The sequence below is a fragment of the Lachnoclostridium sp. genome, assembly GCF_031997925.1.
GTDB lineage: Bacteria > Bacillota > Clostridia > Lachnospirales > Lachnospiraceae > Lachnoclostridium.
In genome coordinates this window covers 21,753-46,811 of record NZ_DAMADT010000023.1, presented here as the reverse complement: position 1 = coordinate 46,811, position 25,059 = coordinate 21,753, and the positions used below count along the sequence as shown (strand labels likewise).

The 25,059-nt window shown below is 34.4% G+C and carries 21 protein-coding genes and 1 pseudogene; 21 read left to right on the top strand and 1 reads right to left on the bottom strand.

Annotated features, from left to right (window positions below; genetic code table 11):
* The 13 genes from RTP52_RS14255 to RTP52_RS14195 all read left to right on the top strand — a co-directional run.
* Window positions 1-712: hypothetical protein (locus tag RTP52_RS14255; RefSeq protein ID WP_312372111.1), on the top strand; the 712-nt coding region annotated here is incomplete at its 5' end.
* A gap of 84 nt (window positions 713-796) precedes the next feature.
* On the top strand, window positions 797-1,558 hold the full coding sequence (locus RTP52_RS14250; RefSeq protein WP_312105762.1) for a SpoIIIAH-like family protein: 762 nt from the start codon (window positions 797-799) through the stop codon (window positions 1,556-1,558).
* A 418-nt stretch (window positions 1,559-1,976) separates the two neighbouring features.
* Entirely contained in the window at window positions 1,977-2,369 is a 393-nt protein-coding gene (locus tag RTP52_RS14245; RefSeq protein WP_312105764.1) for an Asp23/Gls24 family envelope stress response protein, read from the top strand.
* Between the two features lie 153 nt (window positions 2,370-2,522).
* Window positions 2,523-2,921 (top strand): transcription antitermination factor NusB, encoded by a 399-nt coding sequence (gene nusB / locus RTP52_RS14240; protein WP_312372110.1) that lies wholly within the window; start codon window positions 2,523-2,525, stop codon window positions 2,919-2,921.
* A 65-nt stretch (window positions 2,922-2,986) separates the two neighbouring features.
* Window positions 2,987-4,192 carry an exodeoxyribonuclease VII large subunit gene (gene xseA / locus RTP52_RS14235; protein ID WP_312372109.1) on the top strand — a complete coding sequence of 402 codons (1,206 nt, stop codon included), beginning with the start codon at window positions 2,987-2,989 and terminating at the stop codon, window positions 4,190-4,192.
* Between the two features lie 31 nt (window positions 4,193-4,223).
* On the top strand, window positions 4,224-4,424 hold the full coding sequence (gene xseB / locus RTP52_RS14230) for an exodeoxyribonuclease VII small subunit (RefSeq protein ID WP_312372107.1): 201 nt from the start codon (window positions 4,224-4,226) through the stop codon (window positions 4,422-4,424).
* Window positions 4,425-4,740: 316 nt separating this feature from the next.
* Window positions 4,741-5,721: a polyprenyl synthetase family protein gene (locus RTP52_RS14225; RefSeq protein ID WP_312372105.1), complete on the top strand. Its 981-nt coding sequence runs from the start codon at window positions 4,741-4,743 to the stop codon at window positions 5,719-5,721.
* 19 nt (window positions 5,722-5,740) lie between these two features.
* Complete coding sequence (gene dxs, locus RTP52_RS14220) at window positions 5,741-7,627, top strand: 1-deoxy-D-xylulose-5-phosphate synthase (RefSeq protein WP_312372103.1); 1,887 nt, start codon at window positions 5,741-5,743, stop codon at window positions 7,625-7,627.
* A gap of 230 nt (window positions 7,628-7,857) precedes the next feature.
* Window positions 7,858-8,658 (top strand): TlyA family RNA methyltransferase, encoded by an 801-nt coding sequence (locus tag RTP52_RS14215; RefSeq protein WP_312372102.1) that lies wholly within the window; start codon window positions 7,858-7,860, stop codon window positions 8,656-8,658.
* Between the two features lie 126 nt (window positions 8,659-8,784).
* The gene (locus RTP52_RS14210; RefSeq protein ID WP_312372100.1) at window positions 8,785-9,642 is read left to right on the top strand and encodes an NAD(+)/NADH kinase; all 858 of its coding nucleotides are present in this window, start codon (window positions 8,785-8,787) and stop codon (window positions 9,640-9,642) included.
* A gap of 21 nt (window positions 9,643-9,663) precedes the next feature.
* Window positions 9,664-10,122: an arginine repressor gene (argR, locus tag RTP52_RS14205; RefSeq protein ID WP_312372098.1), complete on the top strand. Its 459-nt coding sequence runs from the start codon at window positions 9,664-9,666 to the stop codon at window positions 10,120-10,122.
* A 199-nt stretch (window positions 10,123-10,321) separates the two neighbouring features.
* A complete protein-coding gene (locus tag RTP52_RS14200) occupies window positions 10,322-11,050 on the top strand; it encodes a YebC/PmpR family DNA-binding transcriptional regulator (RefSeq protein ID WP_312372096.1) in 729 nt (242 codons plus the stop codon).
* Window positions 11,038-11,364 (top strand): Dabb family protein, encoded by a 327-nt coding sequence (locus tag RTP52_RS14195; RefSeq protein ID WP_312372149.1) that lies wholly within the window; start codon window positions 11,038-11,040, stop codon window positions 11,362-11,364. Before RTP52_RS14200 ends, RTP52_RS14195 begins: the two co-directional genes overlap by 13 nt.
* Window positions 11,365-11,588: 224 nt before the next feature.
* On the opposite strand, the pseudogene RTP52_RS20570 reads toward RTP52_RS14195, so the two are convergent.
* Window positions 11,589-12,469, bottom strand: a pseudogene (locus RTP52_RS20570) (transposase).
* A 436-nt stretch (window positions 12,470-12,905) separates the two neighbouring features.
* Here RTP52_RS20570 and RTP52_RS14175 point away from each other — a divergent pair.
* The 8 genes from RTP52_RS14175 (at window position 12,906) to spoIVB (ending at window position 25,040) form a co-directional block, all read left to right on the top strand.
* Window positions 12,906-13,229 (top strand): hypothetical protein, encoded by a 324-nt coding sequence (locus RTP52_RS14175; RefSeq protein ID WP_312372092.1) that lies wholly within the window; start codon window positions 12,906-12,908, stop codon window positions 13,227-13,229.
* Between the two features lie 481 nt (window positions 13,230-13,710).
* Window positions 13,711-14,307, top strand: coding sequence for a hypothetical protein (locus tag RTP52_RS14170; RefSeq protein ID WP_331661602.1), 597 nt, complete (start codon window positions 13,711-13,713; stop codon window positions 14,305-14,307).
* Window positions 14,280-14,543 carry a hypothetical protein gene (locus tag RTP52_RS20565; protein ID WP_442913539.1) on the top strand — a complete coding sequence of 88 codons (264 nt, stop codon included), beginning with the start codon at window positions 14,280-14,282 and terminating at the stop codon, window positions 14,541-14,543. Before RTP52_RS14170 ends, RTP52_RS20565 begins: the two co-directional genes overlap by 28 nt.
* Before the next feature lie 506 nt (window positions 14,544-15,049).
* Window positions 15,050-15,436, top strand: coding sequence for a hypothetical protein (locus RTP52_RS14165; RefSeq protein ID WP_312372089.1), 387 nt, complete (start codon window positions 15,050-15,052; stop codon window positions 15,434-15,436).
* Between the two features lie 329 nt (window positions 15,437-15,765).
* The gene (locus tag RTP52_RS14160; RefSeq protein ID WP_312372087.1) at window positions 15,766-16,875 is read left to right on the top strand and encodes a hypothetical protein; all 1,110 of its coding nucleotides are present in this window, start codon (window positions 15,766-15,768) and stop codon (window positions 16,873-16,875) included.
* Window positions 16,876-17,478: 603 nt separating this feature from the next.
* Window positions 17,479-21,363, top strand: a complete 3,885-nt coding sequence (locus RTP52_RS14155; protein WP_312372086.1) for an Ig-like domain-containing protein — start codon at window positions 17,479-17,481, stop codon at window positions 21,361-21,363.
* Between the two features lie 317 nt (window positions 21,364-21,680).
* Window positions 21,681-23,366, top strand: a complete 1,686-nt coding sequence (gene recN, locus RTP52_RS14150) for a DNA repair protein RecN (RefSeq protein ID WP_312372084.1) — start codon at window positions 21,681-21,683, stop codon at window positions 23,364-23,366.
* 336 nt (window positions 23,367-23,702) lie between these two features.
* Window positions 23,703-25,040, top strand: a complete 1,338-nt coding sequence (spoIVB, locus tag RTP52_RS14145; RefSeq protein ID WP_312372083.1) for a SpoIVB peptidase — start codon at window positions 23,703-23,705, stop codon at window positions 25,038-25,040.
* The last annotated feature ends 19 nt before the right edge of the window (window positions 25,041-25,059 follow it).

Genomic DNA, 25,059 nt, shown 5'->3' with positions numbered 1-25,059 from the left:
GAACATTAAAAATACAGAGAAAACCTGTATGGAGATGGAAACAGATGCTTGGGAGGAGCAAAGTGTTGATAAGAACAAAGGCACAAAAAAGAAGGAGCAGACCACTAAGAAAAACTCAGTGAAAAAGTTTCATCTCGGTGAGATAAAAAAGAGTCAGCTTATTCTGATCTTCCTGGCAGGATTGATATTAGCAATCACATCGTTCCCCGATATTTTTTCAAAGGAAAAGGAGACCGAGCAGAATGTAAGCACCGAAACAGTTTCGCCTATCATTAGTGAAACAAAAAAGACTACCGAAGTGCCAGAAGCAGAGACTTACACAGAGTATTACGAGAATAAAGTAGAGAAACTGCTCGAAAAGGTGGAAGGAATCGGGAAAGTAAAAGTTATGATTACGCTAAAGACCTCAAAAGAACGTATAGTTTTAAAAGATACACCGTACAGTCAGGAGATTCTGAAGGAGACGGATAATGAGGGCGGAACCCGAGACAACAGTAGTACACAAAATCAGGAAGAAACGGTACTTATAACCAATCAATCAGGGGAGAGTGCTCCGTACGTTACGAAGGAAATAGAGGCTCAGATTGAAGGCGTTGTAGTACTTGCACAGGGTGGTGGTGACGGAAGGATAGCAGCAGATATTGTAAATGCAATTGAGGTGTTATTTAATGTCCCTGCACATAAGATTAAGGTACTGCAGATGAGTAATTAGTTAGTACAGTTAGGACAGATGTAGTGGAATTTAAGAAGAATTCCACAAAATTCAATAGAATATTGAGAAACGGAGGTTACATACATGAAAAATATTTTTAAGAAAAATCAAATTATTATCACTGCACTTGCAATAATGATTGCAGTAGCAGGATACTTAAACTTTGCCAAGGACAGTACGAAAGATCCGGCTAAGGATGTAGCAACTTCTACTAAGGATACACTTGGATATGATATCTTTGCAGATAGCGATGGAGAAGAATATGCTGATATCGCTGATGATCAAATGGATCAGATAGCGGTAGATGACAAAGGAAATCTAATCGTGGATGAAAATAAGACAGCTTCTGATGCTAATAAAGACGCTACCGATCAACTTGCAGAAAAAGATAAGGATAGTGCACAGACTTCAAATGAAAATGGTACAGCAAAGGACGATCAAGGCACAAATCCAGGGGAAGCAGTTTTAGTAAATAGTAATGTAATCGATAAAAGCTTTTTCGCAAATGCTAAGTTAAAGAGAGAACAGACTAGAGCAAAAAGTAGAGAAGATTTACTTGCACTCGTTGAGAATCCAAATATCTCTGCTAAACAGAAAGAACAAGCAGGAGATAGAGTTCTTGAGTTAACAGCAATCTCTGAAAAAGAAAATGCAACTGAAATACAACTTGATGCAAAGGGATTTAGCGATGCTGTTGTTACTATCAATGAAGGTCGTGTTGATGTTGTAGTAAATGCTCCAAACTTAACGGAGCAAGATATGGCTATTATTGAAGATGTAGTTATGACAAAGACTGGTGTCACACTTGATAAAATCACAATTGTAGGAGCAGTTGTTGTTGAATAGAATGATGATGTTTTAAATTAATTAGTTAAAACGTAAGGCCTTTTATCTTATCATTTATTGATAGAGGTAAATAGGCCTTTTTTATATCTAGTGAAACTGAATACGTATTTTTAATTTGCTGTACCGAGTGTAGCTGGCTATGTTTTATTAGCTAGTATATCGTATTTCGCTATACTACACTAACAATGAAAATTTAGCATAGAGCACTTTTTCTTGTTTCATGCTTTGAATATACCTACAAATTTAAAAACTTCCGAGGGATGAGTACGATTATCTCTCGTTTTGTATAAGCAAACTAGATACGTAAATAATGTAGATAGATAGAAAACACTTTGCAAATTTAAGTTCGTTTGCTATAATAGAAGCAGAAAGTAAAAAAAAGAACGCGTTTAACGCATGAGATATAGGAGGTAATGATATGAACAAAGAACTCCAAAAGAACAATGCATATCACATGGAGTCGTCAAGTAAAATTGGCGAGGTTAAGATTGCAGATGATGTTGTAGCAACAATCGCAGGCTTGGCAGCTACAGAAGTAGAAGGTGTAGCAGCACTTACCGGTAATCTTACCAAAGAAATTGTTGGAAAGCTTGGAATGAAGAATCTTTCCAAGGGTGTAAAGATTGAATTAATGGAGAAGTCTGTATCGGTAGAATTATCGATAACAATGAAATATGGATATAGCATCCCTAAAACTTCAGCTGCCGTACAGGATAGAGTAAAAGCAGCGATTGAAAGTATGACTGGGTTATCGGTTTCCGATGTTAACATCCGTATAGTTGGCGTAGAAATCGAGCATGATAAGCAATAATATTTGAGGCTAGACAGCTTACTGACTCATAATGAAGGAAGAATTTTACCGGTGAGGGTGTCATGAATACATAACCTTATGTGTAAGTGGCAGCCTCAACGTTTGTTTTAGGATTAAGAATTAAATTTGTAATTGAAAAAGTCGGAGGTTAGGATGACAAGAAGAGAGATTAGAGAACATTTATTTCGTATGCTGTTTCGTAAGGAGTTTCATGAGCCTACAGAGCTTATAGAACAGGTTTTATTTTACTTTGACTCCTTAGAGAGTATAACACCGGAACAACAAGAATATTTGAATGTGAGATTTGATAAAATCAATGAAAAACTAGGTGAAATTGATACAATTCTTGCTAACGCCTCCAGTGGTTGGAAGTTAAATCGTATGGGTAAGGTTGATTTAAACATTATGCGTCTTGCTACCTATGAGATACGATTTGATGAAGAGGTGCCGGTAAAAGTTGCAATTAACGAAGCCATCGAGCTTGCAAAAAAATACGGTGGAGATTCCTCTGCAAGTTTTGTGAATGGTATTTTGGCTAAGGTAATTGAATAATAAAAATAAGTTTTTTAAAGTGAATTACGAAATGATTCACTTGCTTGCAGTAGGATGGTGTTAATATGGAACAGGTATATTCCGTAACTCAAGTAAATAACTATATCAAAAATATGTTTGTAAAAGACTATGTCCTGAATCGTATCTATATGAAGGGTGAAGTATCGAACTGTAAGTATCATACGTCTGGACATATCTATTTTACGTTAAAGGATGAGACGGGTCAGATGGCGTGTGTAATGTTTGCAGGCAATCGAACTGGTCTTCCTTTTCGCTTGGAGGAAGGTCAAAGCGTTATCGTCCTTGGTAGCATCAGTGTTTATGAGCGCGATGGAAAATACCAGATGTATGCAAAAGAAATTAGACCGGATGGTCTAGGGCTTTTATACGAGCGCTTTGAAATATTAAAACGTAAGCTTAATGAAGAAGGTCTATTTGATTCAAGTCATAAGAAGCCACTCGTACCATATCCAAGGACAGTAGGAATTGTAACAGCTAGTACTGGTGCAGCAATTCAAGATATTATTAACATTAGTAGAAGAAGGAACCCTTATGTACAGTTAATATTATATCCAGCAAAAGTACAAGGTGAAGGAGCAGCCAAAACGATAGTAGCCGGAATTAGGGCACTGGAAGCCAAAGGTGTGGATACCATTATCGTTGGGCGTGGCGGTGGCTCTATTGAAGATTTATGGGCTTTTAATGAAGAAATGGTTGCTCGTGCTATTTTTGATTGTAGCATACCAATTATATCCGCTGTTGGACACGAAACTGACGTTACGATTGCAGATTTTGTGTCTGATTTAAGAGCTCCAACTCCGTCTGCAGCAGCGGAACTTGCAGTACCAGAGATCGAAATTTTATTATCAAATTTAGTAGATTATCATGTAACGCTTGTGCAATGTGTAATGAGAAGGATTACGATGGCAAGATCAGAGCTTGAGAAGAAGCAGTTACAGTTAACTCATCTAAGCCCTGTATATGCATTACGACAAAAACGACAATATACAATTGATTTAGAAAATAAGTTAAGACAGCGAATGAATGAGTTAATAAGGTATAAACGACATTTGCTGGATATTCAAATAGAACGATTAAAAGCAGCCTCACCACTTGATAAATTAAAAAGTGGATTTTCCTATGTATCGGATAGCTCTGGTAAGGTGGTAAATAGTATTACGAAAACAAAGCCTGGCGATGAGCTAACAATCGCTGTAACAGATGGAATGATTAAGGCAAGGACAATAGGGGTAGAATCGATAGAAAGGTAGCGGACTTCACGACATGCTATTGGAGGTAAAAATGGCGGGGAAATCAAAAGGTTTAGAAAAATCATTAGAACAATTGAATGATATCCTGGCTAATTTAGAAAAAGAGGATATCAGTTTAGAAGAATCCTTCGCCTTATATCAGGAAGGAATGAAACTTCTAAAACAATGCAATGAATCCATCGATAAGGTGGAGAAGCAACTTATAATATTAGAAGAAGAGGGCGAGGTGTGAAAAGAAATTCTAAGTCAGCAAAATACGATGACTAAGAATTTCTAAGTTTCACACCGAAGTTTGTGCCGCCTTTGGCGTGATGTTTTCAAGATTGAAAGAAAATTATACATTTTCTTTCGCTACTATTTGTGCCTGCATCATCCTCGGTACAAATATCTAGCCTCTAAGCGGGCATGTTTTAAAGAGTGTAACTATATTATACTTACTTATAACAAGGAAAAGTTCGTAAAGTGTGCTTTTGCTTGTTCAAGACAAGTGAATTGTTTTACCAATTCATCATGTAGTTGTTAAAAAAAATACGTAGGGAGATAGACATATGAATACTGACGTTAACATAGAAGAAAAGCTTCATCAAAAAGCGGAGACATTTGCCCAGATGATGACAGCATATCTTCCAAAAGTACAAGGAAAGCAAAAAACAATATTTGATGCGCTCTCCTACAGTTTGTTAGCAGGTGGAAAAAGAATAAGACCAATTATTCTATTAGAAACTTATCAAGCATTGAAAGAACAGACACAGGATACTGTGAATGTGAATACAGAACCGACGTGGTTTAAATCATTAGATGAAATTGTTGCTAAGTTTTCGGTAGCTTTAGAAATGATTCATACGTATTCTCTCGTACATGATGACTTACCAGCGATGGACAATGATGAGTATCGCCGTGGTAAGCTTACTACCCATGCCAAATATGGTGAGGATATGGGGATACTAGCTGGAGATGCTTTACTAAATGGAGCATTTGAATTAGTGGCAGAAGCATTTGGGTGCGTAAAAGATATTGGAAATAGCGCAGATGCATTGACACTTTATGATAGAGTTTCAAGGGCATATCAGATGTTATCAAGTAGAGCTGGAATGTATGGCATGATTGGTGGACAAGTCGTTGATGTGGAGCGCACTGGTTCCGCACTTTCGAAAGAAGAATTACTTTTTATCTATGAGTTAAAGACAGGTGCTCTTTTAGAGGCCTCTTTTCTAATTGGTGCGATACTTTCTGGAGCGAATCAAGAGGAGCTTATTCGCTTTATTAAGATTGCAAAAAAAGTTGGCTTAGCGTTTCAGATTCAAGATGATATCTTAGATGTAACTAGTACGATGGAAGTATTAGGGAAACCAATCAATAGCGATGAGAAAAATCAAAAAACAACGTATGTCTCCCTCTGCGGTATTGAAGAAAGTAAAAAAGAAGTAGAGCGTTTATCAAAAGAAGCTATGGAGGAATTAAAAGCCTTAAAGCTTGAACATAGTTTTTTGACAGAATTGGTTTCTTATTTAATGAATAGAGAAAAATAGAGGAAAAGAAGGTGAAGTAGTGCCGAAAATATTGGATGAAATAGATCAACCAAATGACATTAAAAAAATAAGTGCAAAAAAGTATACCCAGCTGGCAGCAGAAATCAGAAGGTTTTTAATCGCAAATGTGAGTAAAACGGGAGGGCATCTTGCATCAAATTTAGGTGTTGTTGAACTTACAATGGCGCTTCACTTATTTTTGGATTTTCCAGAGGATAAGCTTGTATGGGATGTTGGACATCAAGCATATGTTCATAAATTATTAACAGGAAGAAAAAATGATTTTAAGACATTACGTCAATACGAAGGAATGAGTGGATTTCCAAAGCGTAAGGAGAGCAATTGTGATGCATTTGACACTGGACATAGCTCTACTTCTCTTTCTGTTGCAGTTGGTTTAGTAAAGGCAAGGGAACTAGCAGAGGAACAGCGTAAAGTGGTTGCTGTGATTGGTGATGGAGCCCTTTCCGGCGGTATGGCATTTGAGGCACTGAATAATGCTGGCCGATTAAAGGAAAACATGATTATCGTTTTAAATGATAATAATATGTCCATATCAGAAAATGTTGGCGGTATGTCAAACTATTTAGGTAAGGCGAGAACAAATTATCGATACACGAATTTTAAAGGCGGCTTGGAGACAGCCTTAAAGAAAATTCCGAAGGTCGGCGATGCAATTGTTACAACATTAAAGCAATCGAAAGATTCCCTTAAACATTTGTTTATTCCGGGTATGTTGTTTGAAGATATGGGAATTACGTACATTGGACCAATTGATGGTCATAATATCAATCAAATGTTAACAGCACTTCGATCTGCATCCAGAGTGAATGGTGCTGTATTAATCCATACTGTAACAAAAAAAGGTAAGGGATACGAACCTGCGGAAAAAGAGCCATGTAAATTTCATGGTGTAGAACCATTTGATATTAAAACAGGGAAAAAACTTAAAATAAATACCGAGGTTTCTTATACTGAAATCTTTGGTAAGAAGATGATAGAACTTGCTAAGGTCCGTAACGATGTTGTAGCGATAACAGCTGCGATGCCAGATGGTACTGGTTTAACAGCATTTGAAAATGTGTTTCCAAAACGATTTTTTGATGTTGGAATTGCAGAAGAACATGCGGTTACTTTTGCGGCAGGATTAGCATCAGCTGGGTTTAAACCAGTAGTTGCTGTATACTCTACATTTTTACAACGAGCGTATGATCAGATACTTCATGATGTATGTGTTGGTAAATTACCAGTTGTTTTTGCGCTAGATCGTGCAGGAATTGTGGGAAATGATGGAGAAACTCACCAAGGTATGTTTGATTTATCGTACCTATCCCATATGCCAGGACTTACGGTAATTGCTCCTAAGAATTCCTGGGAATTTGAACAGATGCTAGAATTTTGTATTGAGTTTGATGGGCCGATTGCAATCAGATATCCAAAAAATAAAGCATATCTAGGATTAGAAGATCATAAACAAGAAATAATTTATGGAAAAGGCGAGTTAATCGCTTCTGAAGAGGAAATTGCTCTTATTGCTGTTGGAAGTATGGTGGAGACCGCTGTTTTAGTAAGGGAGCATTTGCATGAGCTTGGGCTTAAGGCAACTTTAGTCAATGCAAGATTTATTTCTCCATTGGATGAAGAGATGCTTCATCAATTAACAAAATCGCATACTTTATTTGTGACGATGGAGGAGAATGTTAAGCGCGGCGGATTTGGAGAAGAAGTATCGGTATTCTTATGTGAGAATGATTACCGAGGAATTAAGCATCTTAATATTTCCATACCGAATATGTTTGTAGAGCATGGAGATCGTTCGCTTTTAAAAGAAAAACTTGGGCTTGATGAAGAAGCCATTGTAAATAAAATTTGTGCTTTTATGGAAGAGGGAAATGTGATTCATTAATTTGTATGCGAGGTGTGGCTCGCAGATGTGAGCCAAGAATAAAATAAGTTTGTGTCTGTACTGCATTCACAAGCTTAAATGTATGCATTGTCTTGTAAGAAGATAAAGGGCGATGCAGAAATGAGGTAAAGAGTGAAAGATTTTTAATCTTTCACTCAACAAGTTTGTGCTGCGCCAAACTTGAGCCATTAGCCGCTCCTAAAAGGATAGTCGCAGCATGGAGGCTATAGATGAAAGAACGTCTGGATGTTCTGCTGGTAGCTAGAAATCTGGCAGAATCAAGAGAAAAAGCAAAAGCAATCATTATGTCTGGGAATGTTTATGTTGAAGGTCAAAAGGAAGATAAAGCTGGAAGCATGTTTAAACCAGAAGTTTCGATTGAAGTGAAAGGTACTGCGTTGAAATATGTTAGTCGTGGTGGATATAAATTAGAAAAAGCAATGGAAGAGCATCAACTCTCCTTAGTGGGAAAGGTCTGTATGGATGTGGGTTCTTCTACTGGTGGGTTTACGGACTGTATGCTACAAAACGGTGCTATCAAGGTATTTGCCGTAGATGTTGGAACAAATCAACTTGCTTGGAAATTAAGGCAAGATGAGAGAGTAATTTCCATGGAGAAAACCAATATTCGCCATGTAACGCCAGAAGACATCAAGGAACAAGTGGAGTTTGTGTCCATTGATGTTGCCTTTATCTCCTTAACAAAAGTTCTTCAACCTGTTCATGCGCTAATGAAAGATGGGGCAGAAATTGTTTGTTTAATTAAGCCACAGTTTGAAGCTGGGAGAGAAAAGGTTGGGAAAAAAGGGGTTGTTCGTGAGCCAAAGGTTCATGAAGAAGTGATTGAGATGGTCATGAATTATGCGAATACCTTAGGATTTTTATTGTTACATCTAGATTATTCCCCAATTCGTGGTCCAGAAGGAAATATCGAATATTTACTCCATATGAGAAAGTCACAGTCAGAGGATATTAGTACGCTCTTACAAAGTGTTACTGAGATTGTATCAAGAGCTCATCAGACATTATAACACTTGTCAAGGTGATATCGGTATGTTATATTGAAACTAGCATTTACTTAATTTGTGCGAAAATAAACGAAAATTGCATATCTTTCAACTATATGCGTTATTAGTGTACGCAGGAATGGTGGTTAAATGAAAAAGTTTTGCATTATTGCAAATAGAGATAAAGATAAAGATTTAACGATTACTCGAACGATGTTAGAGTTTTTAAAAGCCAATGGAAAAGTTGTTTATGTGACGGAAGAGTCTTGCCTAGAAGGAAGCTATACAGATGTTTCTGGAATTCCAAAAGATGTAGAGTGTGCCATTGTCTTAGGTGGTGATGGAACAATTTTACAGGCAGCTCATGATTTGCTAGAATTAGATATCCCAATTTTAGGGGTAAACCTAGGTACGTTAGGATTTTTAGCAGAGATTGAAGTTCTAACAATGGAACAGGCATTTTCGAATCTGTTTCTTGATCAATATAATATAGAAAGCCGTATGATGATAGATGCTACAGTATTGAAAGAGGATCAGAGCTTAAGTAGCTTAAAGGCAAGCGCAATCAATGATGTTGTGATTACAAGGAGTGGATTCTCAAGAATTATTGGTGTTTCTATTTTAATTAATGGTGAGGTTGTTCAGAATTATCGAGGTGATGGGGTGATTATCTCGACGCCGACTGGCTCTACTGGATATAATTTATCCGCTGGTGGTCCAATTGTTACACCGAAAGCCGAGATGATTATGATTACACCAATTTGTCCACATTCTCTAAATGCTAGAAGTATTATTGTAACAAGTGAAGATACAGTAGAGATTCAGATAAGAGAGAGTAAAAAAACACAAGAAGAGGAAGCGATTATCACGGTAGATGGTAGCTTTTCGATGGAACTTCAGGCGAATGACCGAATTCTGATAAAAAAAGCGAAGGAAAGAGTGAAGTTAGTTCGTTTGGAAGGCCATAGCTTCTTTCATTTACTGCGTACGAAATTCGGAGATAGGTAGAAACTTTGGGGAGGTACAAGATTGAAGATAGGAAGACAGAGTAAAATTATTGAGTTAATAAGCAAGCATACTATCGAAACTCAAGAAGAGCTTGCGGATCTGCTTGTAAAGGCTGGCTATCATGTAACTCAAGCAACGATATCAAGAGATATAAGAGAGTTAAAGCTTACTAAGGTAGCAACTGATAACGGCAAGCAGAAGTACATTGTTCTTGCAAACCAGGAATCTGGTATGGCAGAGAAGTATATTCGAATTTTACGAGATGGATTTGTGTCAATGGATATGGCACAAAATATTATCATAGTAAAGACGGTTGCTGGTATGGCGATGGCGGTAGCAGCAGCACTAGATGCACTTCATATTGAAGGTATCGTCGGCTGTATTGCTGGAGATGATACAATTATGTGTGCAATTCGGACAGTTCCAGATACCATTTCTGTAATGGAAAAGTTGTCAAAAATAGCTAACGGCAACAAATAAGATAAAAGAAGAAGTAGGCTTTGCGAACTTTTCTTATCATGAATAAAGACGCTTAGCATGTCTCAACTGAAGTGATTAAGATATTTCAATAGATTCATTTTGATGCAATCTATTGCTATAAAGTGCTGTCTTTGACAGCTATAGTTGTGGTGTTTCCCAACTATCTACTAGAAAGAAAAGAAATTAAAGGAGTATAACCATGTCAGGACATTCAAAATTCGCAAACATTAAGCACAAAAAAGAGAAAAACGACTCTGCGAAAGGAAAAATCTTCACAAGACTTGGCCGTGAGATTGCAGTTGCCGTTAAAGAAGGTGGTCCAGACCCTAATAATAACAATAAGTTAAAGGATATTGTTGCAAAAGCGAAAGCAAACAATATGCCAAATGACACCATCGACCGTAGCATTAAAAAGGCTGCTGGAGAAGGTAATGCTGTTAACTATGAATTTGTTACTTATGAAGGTTATGGTCCAAGTGGTACCGCAATTATTGTAGAAGCGTTAACTGATAATAAGAATCGTACTGCAGCAAATGTACGTAATGCATTTACCAAAGGTAATGGTAGTGTAGGAACACAGGGCTGTGTATCTTATATGTTTGATCAAAAAGGTCAGATTATCATCGACAAAGAAGAATGCGATATGGCATCCGATGATCTTATGATGCTTGCACTTGATGCTGGAGCATCCGATTTTAATGAAGAAGACGATAGTTTTGAAGTATTAACTGAGCCAGATGATTTCAGCGTAGTGCGTGAAACATTAGAAAATGCTAAAGTGCCAATGATGCAAGCGGAAGTTACCATGATTCCTCAAACATGGGTGGAACTTTCGGATGAAACAGACTTAAAGAACATAAACCGTACCTTAGATCTTCTTGATGAGGATGATGATGTACAGCAGGTTTATCATAACTGGGAAGAGTAATCAAGAAAGGTGTAGCTTATGATACGACATATTGTAATGTTTCAGAAGCAGAAGGTAGAACCCAAAAAGAAAATACCGTAATTGCAAAGAAAATGTTGGAAAAACTTCTAGGCATTGTTCCAACACTAAAAAGTTTATCTGTGAAACTAAATCATGCACTTGCTAATCAGGAAAACTATGATTTAGTATTAATAAGTGAATTTGATAATCTCGAAGCATTACAGGAGTATATTGTACATCCAGCTCATAAAGAAGTCAGTGATTTTATAGGTAAAGTAAGAGAAAAACGTGCCTGTATAGATTTTGAGATTTAGTTGATTAATAATATAAAACAGAGTAGAATGGGTCACTAATCTACTCTGTTTATTTTTTGGCTCTTTGTCAAGTAATGGGGTGGGATTCACGGAATCCCGCTCCATTACTGTTTTTAGAGCTATTTTAATGTTTATGTTTTTAATTCATGTTTTTGGGAGTGCCAAATAAGCCTCTTGCCTAGTCGTCCATTTTCTAATTAGATAGTGCAGTGTATAATTCTTGTTCAGAATCTATTGAAGTTACGCATTCCAAAAGATAATCTTTTCAGTACCTTGAGTTTGTTATTGTAGCCATCGGTAGGTCTATTTGTATATTTATATTTAAAGGATTTAATATACCTTTTGACCAGTTTCTATAGGTTTTGGCGCAGTTCTCAAATTCAGGTATTCCTGATTTTTCAGCTGTTTTAACCCAATCCCAGAAAGCTGTTCGTTAAGAATACTTTACGCTTTGGCAAATACCATAGAACCATTCTTTGAGATTGTGAGCTACTCTCAAGTCATCATTGTAAAGCAACATAAGGTCGCATGCTTTCTTGTTTTCATCTTTAGCTTGGCATAGCGAGTTAGTATTAGTTTTCGGCTACATTTGTAGTATTTTCTGAGGTTTGCAGAAATTGTTTTCTGGAGTCTTTTTCTTACATTTTCAAATGCCCATGTAACATACCGGATGAAATGATATTTGTCGATAATGATTGTGTCATTAGGGAAATAAGCTTTTGCTAAGTCCACGTAAGGCTCCACATGTCACAAACGAAGAACTTCACACGGTTACGCTCTGTTCGGCTTGTTTCTTTAAGATTAAAGTACGCTGTTGATAAGAGGGAAGGAAATGATATTTTTCCGTAAATCTTTTATCACACTGGCAGACATAGCGCTTTTTCTTAAGGACCAAATATGTATGTTTCATTTGAAATGGCAGATCCTTAATTTCTTCTTGATAACGGTAATCATGAATGCGTTTGGTTTGATTACCGCAGTCAGGGCAAATATGTAAAGAAGGAGCTGTTTCAATGAATATCTTTACATAGTGATCAGCATGCACAACTTTTTTGATATAAACATCTTTTAGATCTAAACGATTTCTGGTACAATTAGAGTGCATTTATATGGAACCTCCTTTGAAAGTGATTGTTTGGACGACGGGCATTTTTGGGGAGGTTTCTTTTATTTTATTACATAAAAAGAAGGTTGGGAATATGTTAAATGATACACACCCCAACCTTTATTAAGAACCATTTTTTGTATGTTGAATCAAGATGCCTTAAATGAATTTTTATGTTGACGTTTAAATGGTGAATAGGTATAAATTAATGATTATAATATTAAATGCCTTAAAAGTGAATCAGTGAAAAGTAGAAAGAATTATTGATTATGATTTATCTATATTTTTTTCAAGATACTTTTTAATGCCACCATATTTACTTATCATATTTTTATTCTTTCGATAATATATTATTACATGGACAAGTTTAATATATAAGAAATACAATTTATTTTAAAGTGATACAACATTCAATATAAAATTGGAGGTAATAAGTATGATAGTAAGTATGGAGAGAAAAATTACTATTGAAGAACTTATTGAGGAAATTGAACTGCAACAATGGGAGTTTGGTTGCAATGGATTTGAAATAACAGAATGTATTAATGGAAAAGAAAAGAAGTATTCCTTGGATGGTTTGTCGATTGATATTGAAGATGGATATATTATGTTTTATCATGGAGAAAATTACTTGGAAGGATGCTTTTTACAGATGATGCTAAGTGAATGGATAAAATCAGTTGATTATGATAAGATTGATAATTTAATTCATGTCACTATAAAAACAAAATACGGAAATGTCTATATAAAAGCATTATAATAAGAAAGCGGTATCTGCCTAATAAAGACATTATTTAAACTTATAAGAAAATAAAGTCAAACTTAAAGAGGATCTTAACGAAATCTCAAAATGCAACTGCTGTGGTAAGGAATTTAAAAATTTTGAATTAGCAAAATTCAGGTATTTATATGGAGATCTGTCTAAGAGAGATATGGATATGTTAGACTTAAAACTTTGTGTAGAGTGCTTTGACAAACTGACTGATAAGTTAATCCAGTTATAGAGTGGACAGGCGACTTTAATAAACCATATGAAAAGAATAGTTAAATTTTCAAGAGATGCGATATTAAGTCGTGTCTCTTTTTCTGTATAGAAAGATAAAGATATGAACATAGAAGAATATAGAGTGACTTATGATAATCCAGAGTAAATGATAGCGTCAAGTTTTTTGTGTAAACACTTCCGACCAGGTAGACCGCACCTGAATCTGTTTTAATCAAAGAGTTCATTTAGGAATTCAATCTATCAAACTATTTCAAGTAGTGGTTTACATACTGTGGCAATTAAAAATGACGGGAATATTGTTGCGATAGGAGATAATAGTACAGGTCAATGTGATTTTGACAATTGGATAGATATTATATCAATAGTTGCCGCTAAATCTTCATTTAAAGGTGGATATACCGTCGGATTAAAGAGTGATGGAACAGTCGTTGCCACAGGTGATAACTATGATGGAAAATGCGATGTAGATAATTGGTCGGATATTGTTTCAATAGATGCAAATTGGTCTAATACTATGGGATTGAAGTCAGATGGTACGGTTGTGGTAATAGGTGATAATAGATATGGTCAAACAAATACTAATAATTGGACAGACATTATTGATATAGCGTGTGGTGGATTGGTTACATATGGTCTGAAAAGCGATGGAACTGTTGTTGCAACTGGTATAAATACGGATGGAGAATGTGATGTTGAAGAATGGACAGATATTGTAGAATTATCTGCTGAGTTTAGAAAAGTATATGGCTTAAAGTCAGATGGCACATTAGTGAGTACTGGTTGGACGGATAAAGTTTCATTTGAATCTATCATACTTATGAAAAAAACTTAATTGACGTATCTACTGGTAGTGGTCATTGTATAGGATTACGAAAAGATGGAACGGTTATAAGTTATGGCAGTTCCTATGATGGTTGGGGTAATAAAACGAATCAAGCTGCAACAGAAGATTGGACAGATATTGTGGATATTGATGCTGGAGATATTACATCTATTGGATTACGCAAGATGGGACGGTTGTTGCTGTCGGGAATAATGATAAAGGTCAATGTAATGTTGAAGATTTGACAGATATAAAATTACCATAATGTAGTTATGTTCTAATAACATTTTAAATAAAAGGTGTCCTATTATAGGATGCTTTATAATTGTCCCTAAGGGATAGAAAGGGGGGTACATGTTAGTTATAGAGCGTTTATCACTTGAATTAGCAAACAAAGAATACTTAACATAAGATGAATATAAACAGTTCCTGATAGAAAATAACCTAGATGAAATTGCTATTTATGATAAAGCAACCATACAGAAACAGTTATTATTAACTGTAATTGATATTTTAGAAGTAGTCGCAAATGACGTAGATATTATGCGTAAAGTGGAAACAGAATTTACTACTACATCTGAAGCCTATAAGTATTTACAAGAAAGAATACAAAATATAAAGGATAGGATCGAAAGTATTCCTGATACAGATGAAGTATATTCTCCATTTAGTTTGTATACCAGAAAATAGATTGTATTATTTTATTATTTAATGTATAATTATGGTAAATAATTATATTGGAGGTGGTATAATGGCATATATTACGTTTGATGATATTATAAAAGATAGAATAACGTACCTTACAACTTTTGGAGATGCTCTAGTTTATATTGTTGATGACGGACAAAGTGAAGATATTGGTACAATTAATCAAAAAGTAATTGATGGAACTTTATATGAATATATAATTGAAAAATATCAAGATTATCCAATAGTACATAATACAATCATTACAGATTATCATAAAAGATATCTCAATCCTTTATTAAAAGTCGGTTTTGATGTATCAAATTCGAGAGATAAATATAAACATGCTAAAAATAACGGGCTGTTAGATATTATAGGTGTTATTTTTGATATAGTTGCTAATTGGGATGCGTATATTAAAGAAGTAACAGAAGACCTAAAAAATAGTTAATGATTTATGGCACTTACTTTAATTAGTAGGTGCTTTTTCATGGACATCTTGAATCCAGAATAAGATTATGTTACAGCTATAAATCAATAAGTTCTTTAGGTACATGAGAGTGAGAGATAATTATATTAGGGATAAGTTTGCATAAAACAGAGTATCTTTTATTATTAAAAAAAGGCAAGATGTTAACCATAGTCAAGGTTAATTAAAGAATGTGGAGAGGATGTAATATTTCTTAAAATATTGCTACGGCCTGATAAAAGAGGTAATATAAGAATATGTTGATATCAATAGAAGTTGAGTTGTCTAAATAGTTAAATGAGGTGAGAGGCATGAAGTATACATTATTGGAAAATGCAATAATATCATTAGATATAGCGGTTAATAATTTTAAAATTTTTTATTACAATAATGATGAAATTAGCGAGAGTGAATATTATGAAAAAATTAAAATTAGTATTGTTTTTTTGGAAAATGCAATTGAACTCCTATTAAAAGCTATATTAGTTAAGGAAGAAGAAAAATGTATTTATACAAAAGTGAATAAAGATATATTTAATAAAGCGCAAAATGAAGCAAAAGATAAAGGGAAAAAGCTAGAAGATATTTTAATATCTAATTTAAATATTAGAACTATTACATATGGAAATACATTAGATATTTATATTGATAAATATTGTAAATCTAAAAAAGTAAAAAAAATATTAAAACAATTAGGAAAATATAGAAATGCTATTACTCATTTTGGTTTAGAGGCATCTAAGGAAGACCAAGAATTAATATGTTGCTTTATTGAGACATTTGATGTTATATATAACTATCTTTATCCACATTTAGTGTTACTTGATGAGTCTGCAAGATATTATTTTGTTGATGATAATTTTGTAGTAGAAACTCCACATGGATATAAATTTTATCTTGATGAAAAATTGCAATACAATGACTTCCTAGATTTTGTTGATGAATTACTGACAGAAACATCGCAAAAATATATTATGAGGTTGTGCTACAACGTACCCCAAAAGGGTATTGAAAGGTTTATTTCGGTATGCGATGAATTATTATCAGACCAAAACTATATGTCTTTCTTTAATGACAAGAAATTAAAAGTAGACAATTATGAAGAAACACCATGGTATTATTTTAGTTGTTCCGAGTTAGACCTATTAATTACACCTTATTACTCATCAGTACATAATACAACAATCTATATAAATGAGATAGGTAATATTCTTTTTGCTATAATTCATGATTCGAATACATTATATAAATATGTGAGAGAAAAGGAATATCCATGTCTAGATGAAGCTGAAAATGACGAACAATGGTTAGATGATGAAAAAAGTAATATTTGTTTTCATGTAGAATTAACTAAACAGAGTATATTTAATATTATAAAAAAACATTTAGATAGTTGTGTAGAGGAAATAAATTTAATATAACATATGTATATGTTTTTTTCTATTGAGCAAAATGTGGTAAGTATGATTAAATGAAAATTATTAATACATATAGAATTGAGGATAGACCGGATAATAAGCTATCCTCTTTTTTATGTAACTTACAAAAAGAAATTATGTTTTATTAAGTATAATATTTATTTGTGTACCGACAGTTTACTAAATGATATTAAGGATTTAAGATAAAATAAATTTACATACGATCAACGAAACTTAAATATAAAATGAGAGTATACGCGAGTTATTTCAATATAAAAAACAACTGATTAATCCGAAATTACTAAACATTTCCTTTAATTATAAACTAAGTAAATAGCGAAAGATGTCGATATAACTTAAAGGAAAAAGATAAAATATATATCATCTTTCATAATGGAAAACTTTAATAATATGTAGATATTGTTTCTAATGTTGAAAATTGATATAAAATAGGTCTTTTTCACGGTTAATGACACACAAATGTCAAAGATAACTGGTAAATTGTTCTAAAAGAAGCATAGTTAGGAAACAGCGAGACAGGTGGCGATGTAGTACATTAGATAAGTTACCTCTTGGCGATGGAAAATATAATGGAGGGATGGAAGAATGAGATTCAAAAGCAGAAGGAAAATTGCCTGTTTTTTATTATGCATGGTAATGGTATTTAATTTATTTCCAATTACGAATACCGATGGGGAAGTTGTTATTACACCAATGGTGGAAAACGCGAAAGCAGCAGATGTTACTATGCCAACCGGCATACTATACTTTAAAGATGGTCAACAAAATTATACTAACAATTCTTTAATTGAGGTAAAGAGTGGGACGTTGAATTTAACGATCGGACACTCTTCAGCATCTTTACCAACGGATGCGGTGGTAAAATGGGATTTAAAGTCAATCGATAATTCCGTTATTAAGTTAGTGGAAAAGGAAAATAATAATGCTGATATTATCGCTGTAGGACCTGGATATTCCCAGATTGGTGCGATTGTTTCCTGTGGTGGATATAATTATCGAATTGACTGTACAATACATGTACCGCTTAAGTTGGCGGATGGTCAATCAAAAGACGGTTTTTTTGGCCTTTTAACAACCTTTTTAAATACTAGTAGTGAATATGGCTTACAGTTAAAAGATGTTTCAAGCAGTAACTATAAAAAGTATTTATTAAAGGTGAAATATACTACTTACGATCCTAAGTATGCAGACAACTTTGATGTCAATGTTCCAGAAGGTGATTCAGTGACGACCTCAATACCACCTTCACTACGTTTTGAAAGTAGTAATGTTGACGTTGTAACGGTCGATCAAAATGGTGTTGTTACCACAAATGGTGCTGGTTATTCTATGATAACCATTGAGACAATGACAAAATACAATAATGTATCCGATGTCATTAAATTACCGGTTGTTGTAGCACCTACGGGTAAGATTTCTGGCACTGGAGATGGAATGAGTGGTGCATTTACGTATAATGCTACTGGTCCAAACTTTATGTTAGAGACCAATGCAGTAAAAGCTAGTAATTTAGTTTGGGAATTTCATAAAGGAGATTCCATAACCGGAGAAAAGTTTGCAATCGATAAGACTGATCTGATGGAAGTAAGTATCAGTGAGATTGGAAACACAGTTTCTTTTAAGAATGTAAAAGCTGGTTCCTATTTTATCACAGCAAGACCAACAGATATTTACTTAGAGACGAACGGTACAGTTCAAAGAATGGAATTTACTTTGAAAGTTCCTTTGTTCTTTAATCATGAAGAAATCACGATGAATGTTGGAGATACTTATGATATTTATGGTAACTCTAATATGCAGGCATCAAACTGGTATGGTTATAGCTCAAGTGATGATAATATTGCATCGGTTGATGCGAAAGGTGTAGTTACAGCTAAGAATGCTGGTGATGTTTTAATTACAATGACTGCAAGACCAGATAATCCATTTAAAGATGAACCGGGCAATCAAACAAGAGTGTTAAAAGTTAAGGTACTGGATGGTCTTGGTTTAAATTATACATCAGCAACTATCTATACAGGCTCCACACTTCAGCTTGCACTAACCTCTTCAAGCAAAGTACCTGTAAAATGGGAATCTAGTAACCCAGCAGTTGCTTCCGTAGATCAGGATGGTTTAGTAAAGGGTATTACCGCTGGTGATACTGTTATCACGGTAACTCAAGTTATCAATGGTATTACTAAGAAGTTACAATGTAAAATAAAAGTTATACAAACTGTAAATAAAATTACTCTAAATCCAAGTACAGCAAAGCTTGGAATTGGCGATTACCTTACTGTTAATGCAACGGTTGATCCAAAGCTTAATGATGTAAAATTGCATTGGGTAAGTTCGGATGAGAAAGTATTTAAAATTGTTGATCCTGGAAATTTATCTGCAACCGTCCAAGGTGTTGGTGGCGGCGTGGCAGTGCTAAGTGCCATCAATAAAGATAATATTGTAGTAGGCTCTTGTTTGATTCGAGTATATCAACCAATCGAGAAAATTATTCTCTCTGATACATCTGTTAAAGTACCATTATCCAATGGTAGTTTTAAATTATTTGCAACAATTGAGCCAATCGCTGCAAAAGATGAGCCTATTGTTTGGCGTTCCTCTGATGAAAGCGTACTTACAGTAGATCAAAACGGTAAAGTAACATTAAAGAAAACAGGAAATGCTGCCATTATTGTTACTTCAGCAAACAATGCGAATGTACAAGCAACCTGTAATGTAACAGTTACGAAAGCAGTTACTGGTGTTTCTCTAGATTACAAAACAAAAGATATGTTTGTTGGAGAAACGTTCCGACTTACTTATACTGTAAAACCAGCAGATTCTTATAATGCAGCTGTTACATGGATTTCAACCAATACATCAGTGGCAACAGTCGATGGTACAGGCTTAGTAACAGCAAGGGCAGTAGGTAGTACAACCATTATCCTAAAAACGGTTGACGGAGGATTTTTATCTACATGTAACATTACTGTGAAAAGAACTGCAACTGCTGTAAAATTAGATGTTACGAAGCTAGTCTTAAATGTTGGTGATTATTATTATTTCCAGACAACACTAACTCCTGCAGATACTACAGAAAAGAACTTGACCTGGGAATCGAGCGATAAGAGTATAGCGACTGTCTCAAATACTGGTAAGATAGTAGCAAAAGGTGCTGGGCAATGTATCATCATGGTAAAAACCAAAAGTGGTTCCACTGGTTATTGCGCTGTAACAGTCGTTCAACCAACAACTGGTATTAAGATAAGTAGTAAAAAAGAAACAATACGTGTTCGTGGTGTGCTAGAACTAGAAGCAACGGTATTACCAGAAGGTAAAGTAAGTCAAGATGTGATATGGACTAGTTCAGATACTGCAGTTGCTAAAGTAGATAAGAAGGGTAAAGTAACTGGTGTAGCTGGTGGTTTAGCTCTCATCATGGTGCAGAGTGTAGACGGAGGCTTTAGAGAGTATTGTACAGTTACAGTAGAAGAATACGTTACGCAAATTAAGTTAAATAAGACATCTTATAGACTTGGACTTGGAAAATCATATCAATTGGTTGCGACAATTGAAGGTGAGAGAGCAACAAATAAGGAAATTCGTTGGACAACTAGTAATAAATCGATTGTATCGGTTGACAAAAATGGTAAGATAAAGGGATTGAAACTTGGAACGGCAACGATTACTGCACACGCAACAGATGGATCAGGGGCAGAGGCTTCCTGTACTGTCAGAGTAAGTCGTTTGGTAACAAGTATTGACCTTAATACAAACTATATTACTTTAGTACAAGGTAAGTCGTATAATTTAAAGGCTACTGTAAGACCAAGTAATGCAACCTTTAAAACGCCACGGTATAGTTCCAGTGATAAAGCAATAGCAATAGTAAATAAGAATGGTGTTATCACGGGATTAGAGCCAGGAAATTGTATTGTAACTGCGAAAGCAGATGACAGTAGTGGTATATCAGCAATTTGTTATGTACGTGTCATAGCACCAGTGCCAAGTACAGGAATTACAGTACAGGAATCAGAAGTTATCATGTCTCCAGGTGAGACAAAGACTGTTCGTATCTCTATGGTACCTAACAACTCAACGGATTCGTATACTTGGAGTTCTGATAACCCAGTGGTTGCAAGTGTGAATGAATCCACAGGTAGGATACTTGCAAAGGAAGTTGGTACAGCCAATATAACTGTTATGACGGAGTCAGGACGAAAAGCAACGATAACGGTTTATGTCGTTGGTCTTAGTAAGAAAAATCTTGAACTAGAAACATATAGTTCAGAAAGACTTCGAATTGATATTGATTCCAAAAGTAATCTGAAAGTACGTTGGGATGTTGATAACCAAAATGTTGCTACTGTTGATAGTAGTGGTTTGGTAACAGGAAGAAAGATTGGAACAACCACTGTTTATGCAACAGTAAACGGTAGAAGACTTGCATGTAAGGTCAATGTTGTGAAGATTGGAAACACTGGACAAAATTAAAAAAGTAAAACTATATTTACTTCATGATTTCTATTCTAATAAGAAAAAGCACGCTACTTAAATTTTCTTTGTCATGGGTAAATGAAATTGGCTCTGCGCCTCATGTTCGTATGATTGAATAACATATGACTGGGTGCAGAGCTTTTTTAGTTTGGCTACGTAGTGGCATGAGGTAGAGCTGGTAGCGTAAGCGGATTGCGAATATCCGCTTTGAATAATATTAAATTTTAAAGAATCAGGGATTGAACTTATAGACAAGATATGCTAAAATAATAAAAAACGAACATATGTTTGATTATAAATTATAGGAGGGAACTATGCTGCTAAGTTTGCATGTTAAAAACTTTGCCATTATTGACGAGGTTGAAGTTTATTTTAAGGATCATTTGAATATATTAACAGGTGAAACCGGTGCTGGTAAGTCTATCTTAATTGATTCTATTAATGTTGCACTTGGCGGTAAAGTAACCAAAGACATTATTCGAAAAAATTGTGAATATGCGCTGGTAGAATTGGTGTTTGTAACAAATCGTCCTGAAGTATTAAGACTTCTTGAGGAGAATGATTTGCCAAAAGAAGATGGCCAGATATTAATTTCTAGAAAGATTATGTCAAATGGCAGAAGCATCTGCAAATTAAATGGAGAAAATGTAACTGCCCAATTGTTAAAAGATATTGCTACCTTGTTGCTTGATATCCACGGACAGCACGAACATCAGTCCTTATTATATAAACATAAGCATTTAGAGATGATAGACCGTTTTGCAAAAGAGGAAGCAACGGTACATAAAGAAAAAATTCAAGAATTATATCATTCTTATCAAAAATTAAAAGATGAATATGATAACGCAGAGATAGACGAGGATAAACGTTTAAGAGAACTTTCCTTTTTAGAATATGAGATGAAGGAAATTGAAGAAGCGAAGCTTGTGATGGATGAAGATATCAGCTTACAAGCAGAATATAAAAAATTATCCAATGCAAATTTAATTAATGAAAATCTATCAGGAGCTTACAAGCAAACATCAGACAGTTCAGATAGTGCAGCTGATTTAATTAGCCGAGCGGTAAAATTTTTAAGTAAGATATCTGAGTATGATTTGCAATTAAATGGATTTTTAACGCAATTAATTGATATTGAGGGGCTACTCAATGACTTTAATCGTGATGTTTCTGAGTATCTTAGTGATTCCGGTGATGGTTTAGACGGTTTTATAGAAGTTGAAAATCGTTTAAATCTAATTAATCACTTAAAATCAAAGTATGGAAATAGCATTGGTGAGATCTTTAATTATTATAAAAATTTGGATTCAAAAAAGAAAAAATTCGAAGCTTACGATGAATATTTGCAAGAACTAAATCAAAAAATATCTGTGACCGAACAAAAATTAAGAAAAGAATGTGAGATTTTATCTTCTATTCGTAGAAAAACTTCTTTACAATTAGCGGAAAAGATGAAAACAGCTTTAATTGACTTAAATTTCTTAGATGTTAAATTTGAGATAGAGATGAAAGAACTTAACAATTATACGGTAAATGGTTTAGATGAAGCTGAGTTTATGATTTCAACTAACCCAGGAGAACCAATTAGACCACTAGCAAAAATTGCATCCGGTGGTGAATTGTCAAGAATCATGTTGGCTATAAAATCCGTGATGGCTAAAAAAGATGATATTCAGACATTAATTTTTGATGAAATAGATGTTGGTATCAGTGGAAGAACTGCTCAAAAAGTTTCTGAAAAGTTAGGATTATTAGCTGGCGAACATCAGATTTTATGTATTACACATTTACCACAGATTGCAGCGATGGCGGATACACATTTTATTATTGAAAAAAATACCGATGGTATTTCAACAAATACAAATATACGCCAATTAGACGAATCAGAAGTAGTTCAAGAACTGGCAAGAATTCTTGGTGGTGCTAAAATTACGGACAATGTTTTAACGAACGCTTTAGAAATGAAAGAACTAGCAAATCATACGAAGAAATACCGTTAAATTGCTACCAAAGAGCTTTTAGCTCTAGTAAAAATAGGATTGGTAACAAAGACTGAAAATCCTAGTTTGAAAAAAAATGATTTACACATACTAAACTCAGAAAGAAATTAAGAATTAAGGATATACTATTACGGTATATCCTTTTGTATTCTGACGAAAGTTAGTAACATGAGGTCCTTATGATATAACATAAAATTTTTGTTTATAAACATTAGTTTTAATATGAAGTTCGTTTGTATCAACATGAAGTTCTTCTCGACATGAAGTTCGCTTGATTCAATTGAAATTCATTAGTTATAGCATAAAGTTATGTTATGAGAAAGGCAGGAGATTAGCATGCATAAATCACAAACTGGGGAAATTAATGCCGATCCGAGAAAAAGTAGATACCGAAGATTTTTAGTGTTATTTTTAATACTTGATGTCATAGGTATCTTCTTATTTTCCTATTATATATTGAATAAGGCTATACCTGATAAAGTTAGAATTTTGGTCGATAAATCGCAGAGTTTTAATCTTAAAGTTCCAATAAGTGCGGAAATTGAAAGCGATGATGTTACGGTATCACAGATTACAAAATCTAATGTACCTGCTGGACAGCTACACATTGACTTAAATAAACCGTTTCAATTACAAGCAAATAAAACTGGCTCTTATAAAGTAAATTTAAAATTATTTGGTTGGCTATCTATTAAAAATATTTCCCTTGATGTAATTGATACTATAGAAGTCATTCCCTGTGGGGGAACAATAGGTATTACTTTAGAAACGGATGGTATTCTAGTGCTTGGTACATCAGAGGTAATGTCGAAAGATGGTATGAATTATGAACCAGCTCTTAATATATTAAAAACAGGCGATTATATTATGGAAGCAAATAATCAAAGTTTGTCTAATAAAGAAGAATTGATAAAAATAATTCAAGCAAGCAATGGTGAACCAGTTTCACTAAAGGTAAGAAGAGATTCTGAGTATGTTACCTTAAAAGTACAACCAGTTGCTACAGCAACCGGTGAATATAAAATTGGAACTTGGATAAGAGATGATACACAAGGAATTGGAACATTAACCTTTGTTACTACTACTGGTGATTATGGAGCATTAGGACATGGAATCACAGATGTTGATACTGGACTTTTAATGTCCGTAAAGACTGGCGGAATATACGATGCTGAAGTTGTAAATATCATCAAAGGTAAGGCGGGACAACCTGGTGAATTAAGTGGAGTTATCCATGAAAATACTCTTAATAAAATTGGTTCAATAACGAAAAATACTCCGCAAGGGATATATGGACGAATTGTAAATACGTCTGATATTTACAAACGTGTTTCAAATAATATATATAATAATGCGATACCAATTGCATTAAAACAAGAGATAAAAATAGGAGATGCTTCCATTCTTTGTAATGTAGAAGGCCAAATAAAAGAATATAAGATATCCATTGAAAGTATCGATTTTGGAAATAAAACTCATAGTAAAGGGTTGGTAATAAAGATTACGGATGAACATTTAAAGGATTTGACTGGGGGAATTGTTCAAGGAATGAGTGGTAGTCCAATTATTCAAAATGGGAAATTAGTAGGAGCCGTAACTCATGTTTTTATTCGAGATGCTTCGATGGGATATGGCACTTTCATAGAAAATATGCTCGAGATAATCCAACAGTAAAGCTGTTTCTACGCCTATT

What these genes read in the sequence shown, in the direction of transcription:
- RTP52_RS14210 (WP_312372100.1), top strand. Translation starts at nt 8,785, where the DNA reads ATGAAAAAGTTTTGCATTATTGCAAATAGAGATAAAGATAAAGATTTA.
- xseB (WP_312372107.1), top strand. Translation starts at nt 4,224, where the DNA reads ATGGCGGGGAAATCAAAAGGTTTAGAAAAATCATTAGAACAATTGAAT.
- recN (WP_312372084.1), top strand. Translation starts at nt 21,681, where the DNA reads ATGCTGCTAAGTTTGCATGTTAAAAACTTTGCCATTATTGACGAGGTT.
- RTP52_RS14175 (WP_312372092.1), top strand. Translation starts at nt 12,906, where the DNA reads ATGATAGTAAGTATGGAGAGAAAAATTACTATTGAAGAACTTATTGAG.
- RTP52_RS14250 (WP_312105762.1), top strand. Translation starts at nt 797, where the DNA reads ATGAAAAATATTTTTAAGAAAAATCAAATTATTATCACTGCACTTGCA.
- spoIVB (WP_312372083.1), top strand. Translation starts at nt 23,703, where the DNA reads ATGCATAAATCACAAACTGGGGAAATTAATGCCGATCCGAGAAAAAGT.
- RTP52_RS14165 (WP_312372089.1), top strand. Translation starts at nt 15,050, where the DNA reads ATGGCATATATTACGTTTGATGATATTATAAAAGATAGAATAACGTAC.
- RTP52_RS14225 (WP_312372105.1), top strand. Translation starts at nt 4,741, where the DNA reads ATGAATACTGACGTTAACATAGAAGAAAAGCTTCATCAAAAAGCGGAG.
- RTP52_RS14200 (WP_312372096.1), top strand. Translation starts at nt 10,322, where the DNA reads ATGTCAGGACATTCAAAATTCGCAAACATTAAGCACAAAAAAGAGAAA.
- RTP52_RS14155 (WP_312372086.1), top strand. Translation starts at nt 17,479, where the DNA reads ATGAGATTCAAAAGCAGAAGGAAAATTGCCTGTTTTTTATTATGCATG.
- nusB (WP_312372110.1), top strand. Translation starts at nt 2,523, where the DNA reads ATGACAAGAAGAGAGATTAGAGAACATTTATTTCGTATGCTGTTTCGT.
- xseA (WP_312372109.1), top strand. Translation starts at nt 2,987, where the DNA reads ATGGAACAGGTATATTCCGTAACTCAAGTAAATAACTATATCAAAAAT.
- RTP52_RS14245 (WP_312105764.1), top strand. Translation starts at nt 1,977, where the DNA reads ATGAACAAAGAACTCCAAAAGAACAATGCATATCACATGGAGTCGTCA.
- RTP52_RS14160 (WP_312372087.1), top strand. Translation starts at nt 15,766, where the DNA reads ATGAAGTATACATTATTGGAAAATGCAATAATATCATTAGATATAGCG.
- RTP52_RS14215 (WP_312372102.1), top strand. Translation starts at nt 7,858, where the DNA reads ATGAAAGAACGTCTGGATGTTCTGCTGGTAGCTAGAAATCTGGCAGAA.